The 20,485-nt window shown below is 61.3% G+C and carries 18 protein-coding genes and 2 pseudogenes; 12 read left to right on the top strand and 8 right to left on the bottom strand.

The window, feature by feature from the left end; genetic code table 11:
* Positions 1-32 precede the first annotated feature (32 nt).
* Positions 33-495, top strand: a pseudogene (locus tag IEX16_RS17365) (serine endopeptidase); the annotation flags it as partial.
* 209 nt (positions 496-704) lie between these two features.
* Positions 705-2,048: a hypothetical protein gene (locus IEX16_RS17360; RefSeq protein ID WP_188709742.1), complete on the top strand. Its 1,344-nt coding sequence runs from the start codon at positions 705-707 to the stop codon at positions 2,046-2,048.
* Positions 2,049-2,211: 163 nt separating this feature from the next.
* On the opposite strand, the gene IEX16_RS17355 is transcribed toward IEX16_RS17360, so the two are convergent.
* From IEX16_RS17355 to queA, 4 genes are read right to left on the bottom strand one after another with little or no spacing between them, the layout of a single operon-like run.
* A complete protein-coding gene (locus IEX16_RS17355; RefSeq protein ID WP_188709741.1) occupies positions 2,212-3,414 on the bottom strand; it encodes a hypothetical protein in 1,203 nt (400 codons plus the stop codon).
* Positions 3,415-3,456: 42 nt separating this feature from the next.
* On the bottom strand, positions 3,457-4,464 hold the full coding sequence (locus IEX16_RS17350) for an aldo/keto reductase (protein WP_188709740.1): 1,008 nt from the start codon (positions 4,462-4,464) through the stop codon (positions 3,457-3,459).
* Between the two features lie 24 nt (positions 4,465-4,488).
* Entirely contained in the window at positions 4,489-5,640 is a 1,152-nt protein-coding gene (gene tgt, locus IEX16_RS17345; RefSeq protein WP_188709739.1) for a tRNA guanosine(34) transglycosylase Tgt, read from the bottom strand.
* The gene (gene queA / locus IEX16_RS17340) at positions 5,634-6,701 is read right to left on the bottom strand and encodes a tRNA preQ1(34) S-adenosylmethionine ribosyltransferase-isomerase QueA (RefSeq protein WP_188709738.1); all 1,068 of its coding nucleotides are present in this window, start codon (positions 6,699-6,701) and stop codon (positions 5,634-5,636) included. The genes tgt and queA overlap by 7 nt, the downstream gene beginning before the upstream one ends.
* A 256-nt stretch (positions 6,702-6,957) precedes the next feature.
* Here queA and recG point away from each other — a divergent pair, with 256 nt between their 5' ends.
* The 5 genes from recG (at position 6,958) to ubiA (ending at position 12,214) form a co-directional block, all read left to right on the top strand.
* Entirely contained in the window at positions 6,958-9,090 is a 2,133-nt protein-coding gene (gene recG, locus IEX16_RS17335; RefSeq protein ID WP_188709737.1) for an ATP-dependent DNA helicase RecG, read from the top strand.
* Between the two features lie 50 nt (positions 9,091-9,140).
* Complete coding sequence (locus tag IEX16_RS17330; protein WP_188709736.1) at positions 9,141-9,644, top strand: hypothetical protein; 504 nt, start codon at positions 9,141-9,143, stop codon at positions 9,642-9,644.
* 58 nt (positions 9,645-9,702) lie between these two features.
* A complete protein-coding gene (locus IEX16_RS17325) occupies positions 9,703-10,686 on the top strand; it encodes a LysR substrate-binding domain-containing protein (protein ID WP_188709735.1) in 984 nt (327 codons plus the stop codon).
* Positions 10,687-10,800: 114 nt separating this feature from the next.
* Positions 10,801-11,325: a Dps family protein gene (locus IEX16_RS17320; protein WP_188709734.1), complete on the top strand. Its 525-nt coding sequence runs from the start codon at positions 10,801-10,803 to the stop codon at positions 11,323-11,325.
* A gap of 25 nt (positions 11,326-11,350) precedes the next feature.
* On the top strand, positions 11,351-12,214 hold the full coding sequence (gene ubiA, locus IEX16_RS17315; RefSeq protein WP_188709733.1) for a 4-hydroxybenzoate octaprenyltransferase: 864 nt from the start codon (positions 11,351-11,353) through the stop codon (positions 12,212-12,214).
* Positions 12,215-12,305: 91 nt separating this feature from the next.
* Here the strand turns inward: ubiA and proC are convergent, their stop codons facing one another.
* The 4 genes from proC to IEX16_RS17295 all read right to left on the bottom strand — a co-directional run bounded on the left by proC (position 12,306) and on the right by IEX16_RS17295 (position 16,706).
* Entirely contained in the window at positions 12,306-13,148 is an 843-nt protein-coding gene (gene proC, locus IEX16_RS17310) for a pyrroline-5-carboxylate reductase (protein ID WP_188709732.1), read from the bottom strand.
* Between the two features lie 5 nt (positions 13,149-13,153).
* On the bottom strand, positions 13,154-14,353 hold the full coding sequence (locus IEX16_RS17305) for an esterase-like activity of phytase family protein (protein WP_229676408.1): 1,200 nt from the start codon (positions 14,351-14,353) through the stop codon (positions 13,154-13,156).
* 82 nt (positions 14,354-14,435) lie between these two features.
* On the bottom strand, positions 14,436-15,929 hold the full coding sequence (gene glpK, locus IEX16_RS17300) for a glycerol kinase GlpK (protein ID WP_188709731.1): 1,494 nt from the start codon (positions 15,927-15,929) through the stop codon (positions 14,436-14,438).
* A gap of 9 nt (positions 15,930-15,938) precedes the next feature.
* On the bottom strand, positions 15,939-16,706 hold the full coding sequence (locus tag IEX16_RS17295) for a DeoR/GlpR family DNA-binding transcription regulator (protein WP_188709730.1): 768 nt from the start codon (positions 16,704-16,706) through the stop codon (positions 15,939-15,941).
* A 187-nt stretch (positions 16,707-16,893) separates the two neighbouring features.
* Between IEX16_RS17295 and IEX16_RS17290 the strand changes: the two are divergent.
* The 5 genes and pseudogenes from IEX16_RS17290 to rplE form a co-directional block, all read left to right on the top strand.
* Positions 16,894-17,169: pseudogene (locus tag IEX16_RS17290) on the top strand (ATP-binding cassette domain-containing protein); the annotation flags it as partial.
* A 120-nt stretch (positions 17,170-17,289) separates the two neighbouring features.
* On the top strand, positions 17,290-18,876 hold the full coding sequence (locus IEX16_RS17285) for a glycerol-3-phosphate dehydrogenase/oxidase (RefSeq protein WP_188709729.1): 1,587 nt from the start codon (positions 17,290-17,292) through the stop codon (positions 18,874-18,876).
* Positions 18,877-19,205: 329 nt separating this feature from the next.
* Positions 19,206-19,574: a 50S ribosomal protein L14 gene (rplN, locus tag IEX16_RS17280; protein WP_188709728.1), complete on the top strand. Its 369-nt coding sequence runs from the start codon at positions 19,206-19,208 to the stop codon at positions 19,572-19,574.
* A 9-nt stretch (positions 19,575-19,583) separates the two neighbouring features.
* Entirely contained in the window at positions 19,584-19,904 is a 321-nt protein-coding gene (rplX, locus tag IEX16_RS17275; protein ID WP_188709727.1) for a 50S ribosomal protein L24, read from the top strand.
* A 2-nt stretch (positions 19,905-19,906) separates the two neighbouring features.
* Positions 19,907-20,482, top strand: a complete 576-nt coding sequence (gene rplE / locus IEX16_RS17270; RefSeq protein WP_188709726.1) for a 50S ribosomal protein L5 — start codon at positions 19,907-19,909, stop codon at positions 20,480-20,482.
* Positions 20,483-20,485: the final 3 nt, after the last annotated feature.

Here is a 20,485-nt window from a genome sequence, read left to right as displayed (position 1 = left end):
CGGTGCGCACGCGTGACAAATGGCAGAGCGCGCAACGCGCCCAGGAACTGCGGGTGTTTCTGTACCGGCTGGCGCTGACCTTGGCGCTGCTGGTGGCAGCAGGCTGGCCGTTCGCCAAAAAACGCAAAAGCACTTACTGGCCTTTTGTCTGGGGTTTCATCTTTTTTGCACTGCTCGCCTTTTTTGCCGAGCTGGTGCCCTACCTGCCCAGTTTTGGCGGTTATGTACGCTACATCGTCGGTATTGTCATCACGGTGCTGGTGGGGCGCCATGCGATTGTTTCGCTGAACCGTTACCTGAAAGAGCAGAAGCTTGCCAAACTGCTCCCGGACGCGCAGTGCCGCGAGTAACTCAGCTACGACACCGCGTGATACGCCCGTCCAAAAGTGTGTGCCCCGGCTGCGAGCGCACGGTGGACCTGAAAAACGCGACGATTGATTTCTGCCCCAATGCGGCATCTGCAGTACCAGCAAGAGCGCGTTCGCCAAGTTTTGACATCCGTGTGGCGCGAGGGAGGATCAATGCGAAGCCCCGTCGGCGGTTCACGTCGGCGCGTCCGCTTCCGGCTAGCGTTGAAGCGGTCCGGGCAGCGTTTCGCTGTCTGCCGTTAGTGATGGCGGCCTACTTCCGCCGCTACCTTCTACCTACATCAGCACCCACGCGCTTCGATCAAAATAATCAAACTTCACTACTGGGTTAGAACCATGAAAAAACTAATACGCAATCAACTCGCAGCTTTCTTCCTGCTGCTTCCTGTCGCTTCGGTCATGCTGGCCGTGCCAGGTAGTTCTTACGCCCAATCGGCCACGCCCGAGCTGCAATCGCTCCAGGTCGGGGCCGATGACGGGCTCAGCGCCGGATCACAACTGGACTTCACGGTGGAAGGTACGCCGCGTGGTCAGGCCAGTCTTACTGTGCGCGGTATCCCGCGCACGATTGTTCTCAAAGAGACTTCGCGCGGCGTCTATGAAGGGAGCTACACCGTCAGGCGCAAGGATCGCATCGCCGAGAACAGCCCCATTCGTGCAACACTGCGCGTGCGTAACCGCAGCACGGCGGCAAACTACAGTTTTCCTGCTGGCATTGCCATCGCTTCCGCGCCCGCCGCACCTACCGCGCCTCCTGCACCTGTAGCTGCTGTCGGTCTGAAAATCGACCGTTTTTCGGTGGCTCCGGTCGACAAGATCGAACCAGGCGCAGATCTGCGTTTTACGCTAAACGGCGCGCCCGGCGGTGTTGCCGAGGTGAATATTCAGGGTGTCATTAACAACCTGGCCCTTCGCGAAACCCGACCTGGCGTTTACGAAGGTGCTTACACCATCCGACGCCTGGACAACCTGTCACCTTCGCTCCCGGTTGTCGCCACCTTGCGTCTAGGTGACAGGGCGGTTTCCTCAACGTTGACCCAGCCCCTGATCGCTGACGCCAAACCGCCAGTGATTCGCAATATGGCGCCGCGCGACGGCGAGTCGCTGGCACGGGGCGCTTTTACCTCGGTGTCGGGTACTTTTGATGATGCAGGGGGCGTAGGCGTAGATCCGAAAAGCGTGCGTTTCATGTTGTCTGGCCGCAATGTGACCGCAGAAACGCAGATCACGCCCCAGTTCTTCACTTACCGCGCTGACCTGGCGCCTGGCCGCTACACCGCAGACGTGACCGCCAAGGACATGGTCGGCAATGGGGTCCGCCAGACCTGGACCTTTGACGTTGTGGCTGCGGCGGCTGCCGCACCGACGACGGTACCTCTGCAAATCACCAGCCACGCCAACAACGCCACGGTGGAAGGCGGTCCCGTGGTTGTGCGCGGGCGCACGGCTCCGGGTGCGCTGGTCGATGTCAAGGTAGGCGCCGTCGGTGCGATTGCCGGCCTGTTTGGACTGAACCAGAACGTGTTTGCGCAGCGCGTCCAGGCCGATGCCGGCGGCAACTTCTCGTTCAGCTTTGCACCCCAGTTCCCGATTCCAACGACGCGGTATGAGGTTTCCATGACTTCCAGCAAGGACGGCATGACGCCGACCGAGTCCCGTCTGGTGCTGTTCCAGAAGTAAACCGGATTTATAAAGAAGGTCAGGGAAATCGCTTCCCTGCCTTTTTTTTGTCTGCTGAGTCAACTATCGTTTAGATAGCGAATTTATCGTGATGGCCAGCCAAAGAAGGGGTAGCTTGGGTCGTTGAAGCCGTGGGTCGATGTGCAGCAAAGGTTCCTGGGCGTCAGTCGCCGCACTGCTCTTTGAAAGCAGCTGTGAGCATAAGCGCGGCAAATCCTTCATAGGTAAAGATTTCACTGTAGGTATCCAGATAGGCCACGGGGTCGCTCTGGAACATCTTCAGGCGCTCTTCCAGTTCCTCGCTGTCGCGGAATTCCCAACGGTCGGTCGCGGTGCGGAGCCGCTCCTCGATGACAAAGCGTTCAAGCTTGGTTTGCGCCGAGAAGAAAAATTGGGGATGGCCGCCGCGCACCAGTTCCCGCGCGAATGCGACAAGACGCAGCTCGTAGTCCTCCGGGCCAAGACCGGTTTCCTCCTGAATTTCCCGTGCCATCTCGGCGTAAAGATAGTTCTCAAACTCCTTGCCGCTTGAGAGCTTTGCGGGATCATCCGGGAAGGTCACCGCGCCGGAGGCCGAGCAATGCATCTTGTCGCGGTCCGCCATGATGGCGGTGGCACCCGACCTCGCCCTGATCAACGCATGTCCTTTCGCGGTGTAAAGCATGCATGCTACGCCGATCACATTTGCCAGGCAGGAGTCGCGCAGCGCCGTAAGCTGGCCATTGGCGGAGAAATCCAGATCGTTGCGCGTGGTCGCATTGATGTGCCCGGACAGGGTCATCGAATTGCGGCGGCTCAAGTGACCTGATGCCCAGTCCAGCGTCAGGTTGGTTCCGACCTGCTGGTTGTAACGGGTCGGAGCCAGGGCCAGCGATTTGCCAGCGACATCCCAATTGCTCAGTCGAAGATTGAGCTCGTTCATCATCTGGCCGTCGGGCTGCCGATGCAGTTTCCCGATGGCCGTGAAGATCTCACACGCGGCGTTTCCATGCCGCTTGAGACGCGGGTCGACTTTCCACTCTTTCTGCCGCAAGTTCACGCTGAACGCAGTCAGGTCGACCTGCAGGCAGTCTGGCAGCTGGAATTCACCGAAAGTCACCAACTCTTCATAAGACAGCTTGAAGTCACGGCAACTGCGATTGTCATAGCCGTTGTAGTAGCGCCGCAGCAAGTGAGCGCGCGTTTCTACGAAAGGTGTTAATCGGTCCGCTGAATCCTCTCCAAAGCGTGTCGGCGCCACCGAACGGGCAACAACAGGCATCTTGTCGAGCAACGCGCCAATACGATCGTCATTGATAAACAGACCTGCCGCATTGCGCGTGATCTGAATCAGGTTGTTGGCGTTGACCCATAACCAGTTCTTCATGGCATTTTTTCTAGAGGCAGAGAAAAAGGGCGGCGGGCGCGGTCAGCCAGGCACCGGGCGGCCGTAGAAAGGGTAGCTGGGGTCGTTGTAGCCGTGGGTTGATGCGTGGCCCGGAATGACGAGCGCGTTGACGAAGGCTTCGTCTTCGGCATCCAGCACCAGGTTCACCGCGCCGTACACATCTTCCAGGTGGGACAACAGGCGCGGCCCGGCGATGACCGAGCTAACCAGCGGGTTGGCCAGCACCCAGGCGGCGGCAAACTGGCCCGGCACCCAGCCTTTGCCTTCGCAGCGTGCCTTGATCTTCTGCGCAATCAACAGCGACTCTTCGCGGAATTCGGTTTCCAGAATGCGTTTGTCGCCACTGCCGGCGCGCGTGTCCTGCGCTGGCGGCTGGCCCGGCGAGTACTTTCCGGTGAGCACACCGCGCGCCAGCGGGCTGTAGGGTACGACACCGATACCGTAGTGGCCGCAGGCCGGCAGGATATCGACCTCGGGGCCGCGGTTGAGCAGGTTGTAGTAGGGCTGGCAGACCACCGGTTGCGCAACGCCGGTCGCGCCGCAGATTCGCATGATCTCGGCGATGCGCCAGCCGCGAAAGTTGGACAGGCCGAAGCTGCGGATTTTGCCCGCGCGGATCAGATCGCCGACCGCGCGTACCGCCTCCTCGAGGTTTTCGCCATGGAAATCGCGGTGCAGGTAAAGGATGTCCAGATAGTCGGTACCGAGACGCGCCAGCATGGCGTCGGTCTGCCGCATGATCCAGCTGCGTGAGTAATGCGCCTGGTTGATGCCCTGGCCCGCCTTGTTGCCGAGTTTGCTGGCCAGTACCCAGTGGTCACGCTGTCCGGCCAGCAATTTGCCCAGCAGGGTTTCGGACGCGCCTTCGTTGTAAACGTCGGCGGTGTCGATGAAATTGATGCCGTGGTCTTTGGCCGAAGCGACGATGCGGGCGGCTTCGTCGTCAGCGGTTTGCTGGCCGAACATCATGGTGCCCAGACACAGGGTGGACACTTTCAGGTTGCTGCTGCCAAGTCGACGGTATTGCATGAATCGTCCTGATGTTCAAGAGGTCTAGACGCCGCGCTGGCGGTCCTGCCGGAACTGCAGCACAAAGGCTCCGAATTTACCGGCATCCAGCGCATCGCGCACTTCCTGCATCAGGTTCAGGTAGTAGTGCAGGTTGTGGATGCTGCTGAGCATGGGGCCCAGCATCTCGCCGCAGCGGTCCAGGTGGTGCATGTAGGCACGGCTGAAATTGCGGCAGGTGTAGCAGCTGCAGGTCGCGTCGACCGGCGCTTCATCGGTCTTGTAGCGCGCATTGCGGATCTTCAGGTCGCCGAAACGCGTGAACATGTGGCCGTTGCGCGCATTGCGGGTCGGCATCACGCAGTCGAACATGTCCACGCCCGCGGCCACACCTTCAACCAGGTCTTCCGGCGTGCCGACGCCCATCAGGTAGCGCGGCTTGTGGGCCGGCAGGCGGTGCGGCGTGTGCGCCATGATGCGCAACATTTCTTCCTTGGGTTCGCCGACGCTGACGCCGCCGACGGCATAACCAGGCAGGTCGAGTTCAACCAGCGCATCGAGTGATTCCTGGCGTAGGTTCTCAAACATGCCGCCTTGCACGATGCCAAACAGTGCGTTCGGGTTCTGCAGCTTGTTGAATTCATCAACACAGCGTTTAGACCAGCGCAGGCTCAGTTCCATCGAAATCCGCGCTTCAGCTTCGGTGGTGATGTGGCCCTTGGTGTCGTAGGGCGTGCATTCGTCGAACTGCATCACGATGTCGCTGTTCAGGATGGTCTGGATCTGCATAGAGATCTCGGGCGTCAGAAACAGTTTGTCGCCGTTGACGGGTGAGGCGAACTTCACGCCCTCTTCGGAAATCTTGCGCATCTCCCCAAGCGACCAGACCTGGAAGCCGCCGCTGTCGGTAAGTATCGGTTTGTGCCAGCTCTCGAACTTGTGCAGGCCGCCGAACTGCTGCATCACGTCCAGCCCAGGACGCATCCACAGGTGAAAGGTGTTGCCCAGGATAATTTGCGCGCCCATCTCGTGCAGCGACTGCGGCATCACACCCTTGACCGTGCCGTAGGTGCCGACCGGCATGAAGATGGGGGTTTGAACTACGCCGTGGTTCAGTGTGAGGGTCCCACGGCGGGCATGGGAGCCGGGGTAGGCGCCGTCGGCCGGGTCGGTTTTCAGTAGTTCAAAGTTCAACATGGTTTGATTGTCTCAGGGGCGCTTCGTTGCAGCAGCATTGCGTCGCCGTAGCTGAAGAAGCGGTAGCGCTGTGTTATCGCGTGCTCGTACAAAGCCATGATGTGCTCATAGCCGGCAAAAGCGCTGACCAGCATCATCAGTGTGCTTTTGGGCAAGTGGAAATTGGTTAACAACAGGTCGACCACCTCAAACTTGAAGCCCGGCGTGATAAAGATGTTGGTGTCGCTGCAGCCGGGACCGAACTTCGCCGCCGACTCCAGTGCACGTACGCTGGTGGTGCCGACCGCCACGACGCGACCGCCGCGCGCCTTGCAGTCGCGGATGGCCTGCAGCGTGGTGTCCGGCACCTCGAAACGCTCGAAATGCATGACGTGCTCGGTGATGTTTTCGGTCTTCACTGGCTGAAAAGTACCGGCACCGACGTGCAGCGTGACGGTCGCGCGTTGTACGCCGCGCGCTGCCAGCTTCGCCAGCACGGCTTCGTCGAAATGCAGCGCGGCCGTGGGGGCAGCAACGGCGCCGGGATTTTTGGCAAACACAGTCTGGTAACGACGTTCATCGTCGGCTGAATCGCTGTGGGTGATGTAAGGCGGCAGCGGCACATGGCCGTGGCTTTCCATCAGAGCGTACGGGTCGCTGCTCAATGTAAACCGGTACAGCGGGCCGTCCTCATTCGGCCACCGGCCCAGCAGCGTGGCGGTGAAGCCGCCATCCATCAGCAAAACCGCGCCGGGCAGTGGCTTTTTGCTGACCTTCATGTGCGCCGCGACTTCATGGCCGGCGTCCGGCGACAGCGACAACACGCGTTCTATCAGCAGCTCCAAGCGGCCGCCGCTGCTTTTTTGTCCGAACAGGCGCGCCTTGACGACTTTGGTGTCGTTGAGTACCAGCAGGTCACCCGGCTGCAGCAGTTCTGGCAATTCTGTAAAACGCCGGTCCGCAGGCGTGGCGCTGCGGCCGTCCAGCAGGCGCGAGGCACTGCGCTCGGCGGCCGGGTGCTGGGCGATCAATTCGTCGGGGAGTGTGAAATCAAAGTCACTGAGGCTGAAAAACGTCTTCATAAAATCTGGAAATCGCAGTTGGATGCGCCCGAGTGTGCCGCCCGCGCGATGCCAGGCAAGACGCGACAACGCAGGGGGCTGTTGCCCACAAGGCGGAGCAACGCCGCATGGCGCTGTGCGGGTGGCGCAATCGGGTGCATAGCGCTGTCACCTACAAGGTAAGTGCCAACGAAAAGGAGAAAAGTGGTATTCAAGTGGCTTGTTGGAAGTTTGCAAGCGGTCAACTGCGGTTTTCAGGTGACGGCACAATTGTCCCATGCCTACCCGGTCTATTCCAGCTGCTTCTCCCCGCAAGGCGCTGCCTGCTGTGGCAGGCGCCGCTGCGGCTGCGCTGTCCAAATCGCAGCCGCAAAAAGCGTTGGAAAAGTTGGGTCTGCGGCGCGACATCGATTTGGCGCTGCACTTGCCGTTGCGTTATGAGGACGAGACCCGCATCACCCGGCTGCTCGACGCGCGTGACGGCGACATGGTGCAGATCGAGGCCCAAGTCACGCACAGTGAAGTGGCCTTTCGGCCGCGCCGGCAATTGCGTGTGACGGTGGACGACGGCAGCGACACCTGTGTGTTGCGCTTCATCAATTTTTACCCCTCGCACCAGAAGACCCTGAGCGTGGGCGCGCGGGTGCGGGTGCGTGGCGAAATCCGCGGTGGTTTTGTCAGCCGCGAGATGGTGCATCCGGGCTTTCGGGTCGCCGGTGGCGAGCTCGCCACGGCGCTGACGCCGGTCTATCCCACGGTCGCCGGCCTGCCGCAGGCCTATTTGCGCAAGGCGGTGCTCGGTGGTTTGTCCCGCGCCGACCTGTCAGAGACAATTCCTGAGGAATTTCTTAATAAGAACCTGCCTCAGCCCTTGTCCAGCCTGATTCAGGCGCTATCATTTTTGCATCAACCCCCTCCTGAGGTGATGCTGGCCACGCTGGAAAATCGCAGCCATCCGGCCTGGCAGCGGCTCAAGGCGGAGGAGTTGCTGGCCCAGCAACTGTCGCAATTGCAGGCACGCCGTGTGCGTGCCGCCATGCGGGCGCCGGCGCTGGTGCCACCCGCGATGCGCGGCCCCCAGTGCACGCTGCAGGCGCAATTGCTGGAACGCCTGCCTTTCCGATTGACGGCGGCGCAGCAACGCGTCGGCGCCGAGATCGCAGCCGACCTGCAGAAAAACCTGCCCATGCACCGGTTGCTTCAGGGTGATGTCGGCTCCGGCAAAACCGTGGTGGCGGCGCTTGCGGCGGCGCGCTGCATGGACGCCGGCTGGCAATGCGCACTGATGGCACCGACTGAGATCCTGGCCGAGCAGCACTTTCGAAAGCTGATCGGCTGGCTGGAACCGCTGGGCATACAGACCGCCTGGCTGACCGGCAGCCAGAAAGCGAAAGAGCGGCGCGAGGCGCTGGCCCTGATAGCAAGCGGCGCAGCCGGACTGGTGGTTGGCACCCATGCGGTAATCCAGGACAAGGTGATTTTCAAGAATCTGGCGCTGGCCATTATCGACGAGCAACACCGCTTCGGCGTGGCGCAGCGGCTGGCGCTGCGAAGCAAAATGACCGAAGGGGGCGAAGAGCCGCATCTGCTGATGATGACCGCCACGCCGATCCCGCGCACCCTGGCCATGAGTTACTACGCCGACCTCGATGTTTCGATGATTGATGAGCTGCCGCCGGGGCGCACGCCCATCGTCACCAAGGTGGTTGCCGAGGCCAGGCGCGACGAGGTGGTCGAACGTATACGCGGCCAGCTTCTAGACGGCCGGCAGGTCTACTGGGTCTGTCCGCTGATCGAGGAAAGCGAGTCGGTGGACCTGATCAACGCGACACAAACGCATGAGGCCTTGAACGCGGCGCTGCCCGGCACGCAGGTCGGCCTGCTGCATTCACGCATGCCGGTGGCGGAGAAGAAGGCGGTCATGGCGCTGTTCACCAGCGGCCAGGTGGGCGTGCTGGTCAGCACCACGGTGATCGAGGTCGGCGTCGACGTGCCCAATGCCTCGCTGATGGTGATCGAACACGCCGAGCGTTTCGGCCTGAGCCAATTGCACCAGTTGCGTGGCCGTGTCGGGCGCGGTGCGTCGGCGTCCGCCTGCGTTTTGCTGTATTCGACGGGCGAGGCGCCGCGCCTGGGCGAAACCGCACGCGCCCGGCTCAGGGCCATGGTGGAAACACAGGATGGTTTCGAAATCGCCCGGCGCGACCTGGAGATTCGCGGGCCGGGCGAGTTTTTGGGTGCGCGGCAGTCGGGCGCCCCACTGCTGCGTTTTGCCGACCTGGCGACGGACACCGAGCTGCTGACCTGGGCGCGGACGTTGGCGCCGGTGATGCTGGACAAATACCCGGATCTGACGCACCGGCATATCCTGCGGTGGCTGGGCGGGAAGGCGGAGTTCTTGAAGGCCTGATCGGGCGTTTCAGGTTGGCGGCGGCCATGCTGCGCTGCTACTATCTCCTGATGAAAATACTCCTGCGCCTGTTTGCTTCCATCCACGCGCTGATCGCTGTTCTTTTTGCCGTCGCATCCCTGCTGATCGTGGTCATCGCAGCACGCACCGGCTGGGAAGCGCTGGCTGGCGGTCTTAATGCCGCGGCCGCACAGGGGATCATTGAGGCGATTGGCCTGATCGCTGTGGCGGTGGTGGCGTTGCAGATTGCGCAAACGATTGTCGAGGAAGAGGTGATTCGCGAAGTACAGGTCAGTGCGCCCACGCGCGTGCGCCGCTACCTGTCGCGTTTTCTGGTGGTGATCGTCATTGCGCTCGCCGTGGAGGGGCTGGTCGCCACCTTCAAGGCGCTTCACGACGACCCTTCCCAGCTCGCCAGCGTGGCGGCTTTCCTGGTCTCCGTGGGCGTTCTGCTGGCGGGCTGGGGTGTTTTTATCCGGCTCAATACCTCCGCTGAAAAACTTGAACCCGAGGCCATGGCTGAAGCCAAAAGCGAGGATAAAAAGCTCGAATAGGCAGGGCGGCAGCGGCTCGCGCTGGCGCCATCTCAGGGAAAAGCCTGACAATAGGTCCATGACGCTGACCGAACTCAAATACATCGTGGCCGTCGCCCGGGAAAAACACTTCGGCAAGGGCGCAGAGGCTTGCCATGTGTCGCAACCGACGCTCAGCGTGGCGATCAAGAAGCTTGAGGAAGAGCTGCAGGTCAAGCTGTTCGAGCGCAACGCAAACGAAATCACGGTGACACCGCTGGGCGAGGAGATCGTGCGGCAGGCGCAGAGCGTGCTGGAGCAGGCCGACAGCATCCGCGAGATCGCCAAGCGCGGCAAGGACCCGCTGGCTGGCGCCTTGCGCCTGGGCGTGATCCACACTATCGGCCCTTATTTGTTGCCCGATCTGGTGCGCCAGGCGATTGCGCTCACACCGCAGATGCCGCTGATGCTTCAGGAAAATCTCACTGTCAAGCTGCTTGAAGAGCTGCGTACCGGCGAGATTGACTGCGCGATCCTGGCTGAGCCGTTTCCGGACACCAACCTTGCGATTGCACCGCTGTACGACGAGCCCTTCATGGCGGCCGTGCCGAGCAACCATGCGCTGGCGGCGCGCACCAGCATCACCGCGGACGAGCTGAAAAAAGAGACCATGCTGTTGCTGGGCACCGGCCATTGTTTTCGCGACCATGTGCTGGAGGTCTGTCCGGAGTTTGCACGTTTTTCCAGCAATGCCGAAGGCATACGCAAGAGTTTTGAAGGCTCGTCGCTGGAGACCATCAAACACATGGTGGCTGCCGGCATGGGGGTGACGCTGGTGCCGCGTCTGAGTGTGCCCAAAGACGCCTTTTTACCCGCCACACCCACAAAACCTCCGCCAAAGTCCAAAAGCAAGCAAGTCCCGGAGTTGCCCTCCTATATCAAGTACCTGCCCTTTGAAGGCCATGTGCCAACACGGCGCGTGGTGCTGGCCTGGCGCCGCAGCTTCACGCGTTATGAGGCCATCGCGGCCTTGCGCAACGCGATTTATGCCTGCGAACTGCCGGGCGTGTCGCGTCTGTCCTGAACACCTGCCTGTTCCGGTGTTTCGTGATGTCTATCAAGGCGATACAGTTTGACTGTTGCATCGTGCCCCCTGATTGCTTAGAGTAAAACCTGAAGTCACTTAAAGGAATTTTCCATGGCCAAATCTGCTCCCAAAAAAGCTTCGCCCGTGAGCCGCACCGGCGCACCGCCCATCAACATCGGGATCAGTGAAAAAGACCGTGCCGCCATCACGCAGGGACTGAGCCGCCTGCTGGCTGATACCTATACGCTCTACCTGACCACGCACAATTTCCACTGGAATGTGACTGGCCCGATGTTCAACACGCTGCACGTGATGTTCATGACCCAGTACACCGAGTTGTGGAATGCGGTGGACCCGGTGGCTGAACGCATCCGTTCGCTCGGTTATCACGCGCCCGGCTCTTACGCCGAGTTCGGCCGCCTGACCTCGCTGCCAGATGTGCCGGTCAAGCCACCGCAGGCGCTGGAGATGGTGCGCATCCTGGTCAAGGGCCACGAAGCTGTTGCCCGCACCGCGCGCGAACTCTTCCCATTGGCAGACAAAGCCAGCGACGAGCCCACCGCCGACCTGCTGACCCAGCGCCTGACTGTGCATGAGCAGACGGCGTGGATGCTGCGCTCCTTGCTGGAAGAATAAGCCCCGCAGCGATTAACATCGCCGGGTGTCAAGCCGCCTTCGCCTCTACCTCGAACTGATACGCTGGGACCGTCCGGCCGGCTGGTTGCTGCTGTTGTGGCCCACGCTGTCGGCGTTGTGGGTGGCATCGCATGGCTTTCCAGGCTGGCACCTGATCGGGGTGTTCACCTTGGGAACCATCTTGATGCGCAGTGCCGGATGCTGCCTCAACGACGTTGCCGACAGGGATTTCGACCGCCACGTCAAACGCACGGCGCAGCGGCCGGTCACGCGCGGCGCGGTGCCGGTCGGGGAGGCGCTGCTGCTGGGTGCCGTGCTGGCGCTGATGGCCTTCGGCCTGGTGCTCACGACCAACATTACCACCATCGCCTGGTCTTTCGCGGCGCTGGCCGTGGCCCTTATTTACCCTTATGCCAAGCGTTTTGTGGCGATGCCGCAAGCGGTGCTTGGCGTGGCTTTCAGCTTTGGCATCCCGATGGCCTTTGCCGCCGTCCAGTCGCGGGTGCCGGCGCTGGCGGGGCTGCTGCTGCTGGGCAACCTGTTCTGGGTGATTGCCTACGACACCGAATACGCCATGGTGGACCGTGACGATGACGTGAGAATTGGCATGAAAACCTCGGCTATCACGCTGGGCCGCTTCGATGTGGCGGCGGTGTTGGCCAGTTACCTGGTTTACCTGTCTATTTGGGCTGTAGCCCTTATGGATATTGCGCAAACCGCTATTTATTTCATAGCGATTACCATCGCGCTCGGACAAGCTTTCTGGCATGTCTGGCTGATCCGCAAACGTGGCCGCGCCGATTGTTTCAGGGCCTTTCGCCTGAATCACTGGCTGGGCTTCACCGTGTTTGCAGGCATTGCGCTGTCGTATGCGCTGGGTCGCAGCTAGATTCAAACACGCGTCAAGCAGTTTTGCTACAAAAAATATAGCTGGTCACGCCCGCTGAATATGGGCTGAGGCCACTTTTCATTCATAAATCTCAGTCAGCACCAAACTCATCGCCAAGCTTCGCAGCGCGCTGCCGGGCTGCGTGCATGGCGTGTTTGAAGTGCTGTTTCATGCCGGCCTGTTCCATGGCGGTCAGCGCGGCGTAGGTGGTGCCGCCTTTGGACGTCACGCGCTCACGCAGGGTTTCGAGGGGCTCGCTCGATGCTTTTGCTAGCGCCGACGCGCCGACAAAAGTTTCGACCGCCAGCTGGTGCGCCTGCGCGCGGCTCAGGCCCATCTCGGTGCCTGCCTGCACCATGGCCTCGATGAAATAAAACACATAGGCCGGACCCGATCCCGACAGGGCGGTCACGGCATCAAGCGCTTCTTCCTGCGCCAGCCACAGGTACTCGCCGGTGGTCTGGATCACACGCTCGACCGCCAGCTGGTCCGCTGCCGTGACCGCCGGGCGGGCGAAGAGGGCAGTCATGCCCTTGCCAACCAGCGCCGGGGTGTTGGGCATGGCGCGCACGATGCGTTCAGTGCCCAGCCATCCGGCGATGCTGCCCGAGCGGATACCGGCCGCCACGCTCAGGTGCAGCGCGTGACCGGTGTGTGGCCCAGCCTGCAGCGCGGCCTGCCTGAAGGTCTGGGGCTTGACGGCCCACACCACCAGGCCAGCCGAGGACAGTGTGGCGCCGGGTTCTGCCTGTGCCGTGATGCCGAATTCCGCGTCGAGTTTGGCGCGCTGCTCAGCCCACGGTTCGACGATCTGAATCTGGCTGGCGGGCATGCCTTGCTTACGCAGGCCGCCAATGATGGCGCTGGCCATGTTGCCGCCGCCTATGAAGGCGATGCCATAGGCTGTTGTTTCTGTGCGCAGTGGTGAAGTCATGGTACTCAGTCAAAAAATTCAAAGGCCAGCCATTGCGTGATTTGCCGCGAACTGAAATTGTCGTCGCTTATGACATGCAGGCTGCGGGCGCCGTTGGCAAGCCGTGGCCCCCAGCACATGCCTTCCGTATTGTCGAGGCGATCAAGCCGGGGTCCGGCGCCTGCGCCTGTGAACGCCGAAAAGTCGGCCAGCAGTACTTTGGCCACCGGCTGGTAAATATCCGGCCGCAGCGTTGGCAGGCCCAGGGTGTCCGAGCCAAGCCGCGTGTCAATCAGGTACAGGCGCAGCGAATTGCCGGTGGTGGGCCCATGTCCGGCCATATAGGCCCGCTCAAGCACCAGCATGCGCTGTGCATCTAGCATCAGGATCTCGGTCACGCCGTTGTCGGCCTGGGTGGCGGGCGGCACCGGCGCGCCCGGAACGGCATCGGGAACATAGGCAATTTGCCGCAGGATGTTGCCGCTGGACAGATCGATTTCGGTGAACCGGCAAGGCCCGCCGTCGGCCTGCACCGTCGGGACCGGGCCGTCCTGGCGCAAGGCCGCTTCCATGGCAATCCAAGCACGCTTGCCGTCGGGGCTCAGAGCCAGGCCTTCCAGTGTGCGGTTGATGCGCGGCCCCTGGTTCAATTGAAAGTCAAACATCGGCGGCAGCGCAAATTCGCGCACCAGCGTCCCGTCGGCACGGCTTTCTCGCAGCGCTGGTGCGGCACCCGTCAACACATGGCCCTCGCTGGTCCAGAACAGGCTCTGGCTGGCCGCGCGCCAACGCATGGCCTCCGGATCGGGCACGTCGATGCCCCGCAGCGCAGCCGGGTAAGTGCTGCCATCGGCCTGGCGCAAAAAAGTCACGCTTCGGAGTTCGGGTTCCCCGAGATGACGGGTTTCCATGGCGATATTCGCGGTGTAAAAACGCGCCGGGTTGATAGACGAACCGTCGTCGCTGAGCAGGTAAAACAGGCCGCTGGCGTCGTCGTAATCAATGCCCGACAAGCCGCCGACGGTGCTTCCCTGAAATTGAAACCGGTGTGGCAAACGCGCCTCGCCGATCAGCCGCAAGCGGGTGCGTGGTGGGGACGGTGAAGCTGGCGCCGGGTGGGCGCGCGGCAAGCCGACCAGACCCATGGCGCCTGCTGTGATGTAGCGCAGCGACTGGCGCCGAGTCCAGCCGGAGGCGTGCGTGCGTGGCTCGGGATGACGGGGCATGGCGCGAGTCTAGCGGCCGAGCAAGGGCGCCGTGTGACAAGTCACGGGACGGCTGATTTTTGGTTAGGAACCCGACAGGCTCTTAAGGCGCCACTGTCTGTCGCACCGCATGTTCCCAGCGCGCCATCCGTTCGGCTGCGCGGCTGGCGTCCAGCGTCGGCAGAAAGCGGCGCTCGCTGCGCCACAGGGCAGACAACTGCTCTGTATTTTGGTAGACGCCGCTGGAAAGGCCGGCGAGGTAGGCCGCGCCCAGCGCAGTGGTTTCCGTCACGGCGGGCCGCAGCACCGGAATGCCCAGCAGGTCGGCCTGGAACTGCATCAGCAAATCGTTGACGCAGGCGCCGCCGTCGACGCGCAGTTCGGCCACGGGTGCGGCGCCAGCGGCGACCGCGTCGCGGCTCATGGCTTGCAGCAGAGCCGCGCTTTGGTAGGCAATGCTTTCGAGCGATGCCCGCGCGATGTGCGCCAGCGTGGTGCCGCGGCTCAAGCCGGTGATGGTGCCACGGGCCTCTGGTTTCCAGTAAGGTGCGCCCAGCCCGGTGAAGGCCGGCACCACCATGACACCGCCGGAGTCAGGCACGCTTTCGGCCAGCGCCTGTACTTCGCCGCTGCCCTTGATCGCATGCAGGCCGTCGCGCAGCCACTGCACCACCGCGCCGCCGACAAACACGCTGCCCTCGAAGGCATATTCCGTCTGTAGCGTTATCTGCGCCGCGCTGGTCGTCAACAGGCCGTTGTGCGAGGTTTGAAATTTGTTGCCGGTGTGCATCAGCATGAAGCAGCCGGTGCCGTAGGTGTTTTTGGCCATGCCCTCCTTGAAGCAGGCTTGGCCGAACAGCGCGCTTTGCTGGTCGCCAGCCACGCCGGCAATCGGGATGGCCGTGCCCAGCAGATCGGGCAGCACCTCGCCATAGTGCGCGCTGGACGGCCGCACCTCGGGCATCAGCGAGGCCGGGATGTCCAGCAGCGCAAGCAACTCGTCGTCCCAGCGGTTGCTTCGCACATTGAACAGCATGGTGCGCGAGGCATTGGTGACGTCGGTGGCATGCAGCTTGCCGCCGGTGAGCTGCCACATCAGCCAGCTGTCCACCGTGCCGAAGGCGAGCTCGCCGCGCTCGGCCTGGGCCCTAGCCTGCGGCACATTGTCCAGCAGCCATTTGAGCTTGGTTCCTGAAAAATAGGCGTCGATCAGCAGACCGGTTTTTGACTGGATCAAGCCGGCCTTGCCGTCTTCGCGCAATTGCGCGCAGGTGGCTTCGGCGCGGCGGTCCTGCCAGACGATGGCGTGGTGAATCGGTTGACCGGTCTTGCGGTTCCAGACCACCGTGGTTTCGCGCTGGTTGGTGATGCCCAGCGCGCGGATGTCACCAGCCTTGAGATTGGCTTTGGCCAAAGCCTCGCGCGCAGTCGCCAACTGCGTGCGCCAGATTTCCATCGGGTCATGCTCGACCCAGCCGGGTCGGGGGTAAATCTGCGGCAGTTCCTGCTGCGCCAGGGCCACGATGTGGCCGCGCTCGTCAAATACGATGCTGCGCGAGCTGGAGGTGCCCTGGTCCAGGGCGAGCAGGTAGGTCATGGCGGATACTCAGTTAGAGGCAATATGACAGCTAACGCCGGCGTCGGCCAGCAATGCCGGAAACGGCTCGGGCGGTGGCTGGTCAGTGAACAGCCGGTTGATTTGTGAGAGGGTGGCCAGTTCGACCATCGCGGGACGGTTGAACTTGCTGCTGTCCGCGGCCAGCCAGACCTCGCGCGCGTGAGAGATGATGGTCTGCGCCACTTTGACTTCGCGGTAGTCAAAGTCACGCAGCGATCCATCGGCTTCAATGCCTGAGATGCCGATCAGTGCGATGTCCACACGGAACTGGCGGATAAAGTCGACCGCTGCTTCGCCGACGATACCGCGGTCACGCGAGCGCACCACGGCGCCGGCCACGATCACTTCGCAGTTGGAATTGCTGCTCAGGATGGCCGCGACGTTGAGGTTGTTGGTGATGACGCGCAGGCCCTTGTGGTGCAGCAATGCCCGCGCGATGGCCTCGGTGGTGGTGCCGATATTGAGGATCAGCGAACAGTTGTCAGGCACTTCGGCGGCGACGGCGCGCGCAATCCGCGCCTTGCCGTCAGCGTTGAGGCTTTCGCGCTGCCGATGCGCCAGGTTTTCAATCGTGGAGCTCGGCGCACGCACGCCGCCGTGGAAACGCGCCAGCAGGCCAGCTTCGGAGAGGCGCTGGATATCGCGGCGCACCGTTTGCAGCGTCACTGCGAGGGTGTCGGCCAGTTCTTTGACCGTGACGGAGCCGCGCGTGCGGACCACATCAAGAAGTTTGAGTTGCCGGGGGTTCGAGTTCACACGTTATTTTGCTTCAGAGTAAAACGACTTTATATCGAAACAAAAAGAAACAAATAAGGGAAGCTATTTATTCAAAACGCGCTTAAAAAAATAAGAATAGAAAGAATACGAACCTCCAGAAATTCATCTTGAATGCAGCTTTCCGTTTGAACGACGCGCCTGAAGGCCCTGATATGAAAGGTGCGTGATGCAGCTTTTACTGGAGGGTGTCAGCAAAAAAGTGGGCGCAGAGACATGGCTTTACAACATGGACCTGGCGCCGCAGACCGGGGAGGTCACGGTATTGCTGGGCGCCACGCAAGCCGGCAAAACCAGCCTGATGCGCATCATGGCCGGGCTCGATGTGCCCAGCATGGGCCGGGTGTGTGTCGATGGTGCCGACGTGACTGGCATGCCGATACACCAGCGCAACGTGGCCATGGTGTGCCAGCAGTTCATTAACTATCCTTCGCTTCGGGTGTCTATTAAAGCGGGTCGAGTCCAGTGAGGGTGCGTGTGAACGACGTTTGCACGCACCCGCCAACAATGAAGCCAAGAGGCGAAACCTGCTCAGGGGTTTCCTTGGAGACGGACAATGGGGCTCATGACTGTTGAATTCCCCGCGTTGCCGACGCAGCGCGCAGACCTGATAGAACGCCTCAAGGCGCCCCACACCTACGATATCGCCATCATTGGCGGAGGTGCCACCGGCCTCGGTGTGGCACTGGACGCGGCGGCACGCGGGTTTTCCGTGGTCCTGGTCGAATCACATGACTTTGCCAAGGGCACCTCCTCGCGCGCCACAAAACTGGTGCACGGCGGTGTTCGGTATCTGGCGCAGGGCAATATTTCGCTGGTTCGTGAAGCCTTGCATGAGCGCACCCGGCTGCTGGCAAATGCGCCGCATCTGGCGCAACCCCTGCCTTTTGTGATGCCTTCCTACAAGTTCTGGGAGGCACCTTTTTATGGCGTTGGGCTGAAGATGTACGACGCGCTGGCCGGCAAGGCTGGCCTGGGCGCCACTCAATTCCTGACCCGCGCCGAAACCCTGCGCGATCTTCCAACCGCCCAGCAGGCCGGTTTGAAGGGGGGCGTCAAATATTGGGATGGTCAGTTCGACGACGCGCGGCTGGCGCTGGCGCTGGCGCGCAGCGCGGCGCGCGCGGGCGCCTTGCTGGTCAATTACTGCGCAGCCACCGGGCTTGTCCATGAGGCTGGCAAGTTGGTGGGTTTATGTGTCGCAGATCAAGAAAGTGGGCAGACACTTACGTTGCGAGCGAAATGCATTGTGAATGCGGCTGGCGTGTGGGTCGACGAATTGCGCGTGCTGGACGGCCAGGCTATCGGTCGTGAGACCAGGCCCATGGTGGCGCCCAGCCAGGGCGTGCACATTGTGGTGGATCGTTCGTTTCTGCCAACGGATCATGCCTTGCTGGTTCCGAAAACGGCTGACGGTCGGGTGTTGTTCGCAGTGCCCTGGCTGGGCAAGACGATTCTTGGTACTACCGACACGCCGCGCAATGATCTGGCACGCGAGCCCCTGGCTTTCCGGGAAGAGGTGGACTTCATTCTGGGAGAGGCGGGGCGCTACCTCAGCAAGGCGCCAGGCCCGGCCGATATCAAAAGTATCTGGGTGGGACTTCGGCCTCTCGTCAAGCCGCCAGAAGATGACGGCGACCGCACTCAGGCGTTGTCGCGGGAACACACGGTATTGGTCAGCAAAAGCGGCCTGGTCACCGTGACCGGCGGCAAATGGACAACTTATCGCGCCATGGCCGAGGATGTGTTGGACCACTGTTTCGCCAGAGACTTGCTGGCCAAACGGCCGGGCGGTGTGACAGACGATCTTCGGCTGGTGGGTGCTCAATCGTCCGGCCACCGGATTAGCGACTCCCCTGGCTTGCACCTGTATGGCAGCGACGCCGGGAGCGTTCAGGCCCTGGCGGGCGCAGACCGCGTTCTTGGCGGCGGTTTGACTGAGGCCATGGTGCGGTTTGCTGCACGTCACGAATACGCCAGGACTGTCGAGGATGTGCTGGCGCGACGGTCACGCCTGCTGTTTCTCGACGCGGCGCTTGCCAAATCTTTGGCGGCAGAGGTGGCCGGCCTGCTCGAGCAGGAGGGCCAGGCGCACCCCCGCCTGCAGGAGTTTTTGGTCCTCGCTGACCAATATCTGACCCTGCCGGCCTGATGCCGGACGGCCGCTTGGCGCTCAGCCGGGCCGAATGTTTCCCCATGATGCTCATGAATTAATAGCGTTCCCCCTATGTGTGGACTGGGCTGAGGGCCGAAATTGTCCGAGAGTTGGAAAATTTCCACGGTGTGCATAGAATTGGGTGGTGGCATGTGTTGACAAGGGTGCGAATTTTTCGGATAATCGAGGGCTTCGCTATAAAAAGCTAAGAATTCTGCCTAACGGAAGCATTGCAAGTGGTTTGCGATGTGGACGACGGGCCCAAGACTGACTGGCAAGTCTTCCTGCAAGGGAAAAGGCGCCGGTGCAAGTTGGGACTAATTTAAATGATTCAAACGCAATCCAAACTCGATGTTGCTGACAACACGGGTGCCAAATCCGTGATGTGCATCAAGGTGCTGGGCGGATCCAAGCGCCGGTACGCCAGCGTTGGTGATGTCATCAAGGTGACTATTAAAGAAGCCGCTCCGCGTGGCCGCGTCAAAAAAGGCGAGGTTTACAGCGCTGTGGTTGTTCGCACCGCCAAAGGCATTCGCCGCGGTGATGGCTCCCTTGTCAAATTCGATGGCAACGCAGCCGTGTTGCTTAACGCCAAGCTGGAGCCCATCGGCACCCGCATCTTCGGACCAGTCACGCGCGAACTGCGCACTGAGAAGTTCATGAAGATCGTGTCCCTGGCTCCTGAAGTTCTGTAAGGACACGCCATGAACAAGATTCGCAAAGGCGACGAAATCATCGTGATCGCCGGCCGAGACAAAGGCAAGCGCGGCACAATCTCGCTCCGCAAGGATGATAGCTACGTGCTGGTTGAGGGTATCAATCTGGTGAAAAAACACACCAAGCCAAATCCCCTCAAGGGCGCCACCGGTGGCATTGTTGAAAAAAGTATGCCGATTCACCAGTCCAACGTGGCCATCTTCAATGCCGCAACTGGCAAGGCTGATCGTGTTGGCATCAAGCTTCTGGCTGACGGCAAAAAAGTGCGCGTCTTCAAATCCAGTGGCGACGAAATCAAGGTTGCATAGACATGGCAAAGACCGCACCTACACAAGCTGCTCCTGCTCAGGCTCGCCTGCAGGCCCAGTTCCGCGAAAAAATCGCACCAGCGCTGATTGAAAAATTCGGCTACAAGTCGCCGATGCAGGTTCCCCGCATCACCAAGATCACGCTCAATATGGGTGTGAGCGAGGCTGTTGCTGACAAGAAGGTCATGGACAACGCTGTTGGCGACATGACCAAGATTGCGGGTCAGAAGCCTGTGGTCACCAAGGCCAAGAAGGCTATCGCCGGATTCAAGATCCGCGAAGATCTGCCTATCGGCTGCATGGTGACCCTGCGCGGTGTGCAGATGTATGAGTTCCTGGACCGTTTCGTGACCGTGGCCCTGCCGCGCGTTCGTGACTTCCGCGGCATTTCGGGCCGCGCGTTTGATGGTCGTGGCAACTACAACATCGGCGTGAAAGAGCAGATCATTTTCCCTGAAATTGAATACGACAAGGTGGATGCCTTGCGCGGTCTCAATATCAGCATCACCACCACGGCTAAGACCGATGAAGAGTGCAAGGCGCTCCTCACCGGCTTCCGTTTTCCGTTCAAGAACTGAGGC

It is taken from the genome of Polaromonas eurypsychrophila (assembly GCF_014641715.1).
GTDB classification, from domain to species: Bacteria; Pseudomonadota; Gammaproteobacteria; order Burkholderiales; family Burkholderiaceae_C; genus Polaromonas; species Polaromonas eurypsychrophila.
This window is presented reverse-complemented; position numbering and strand designations above follow the sequence as displayed.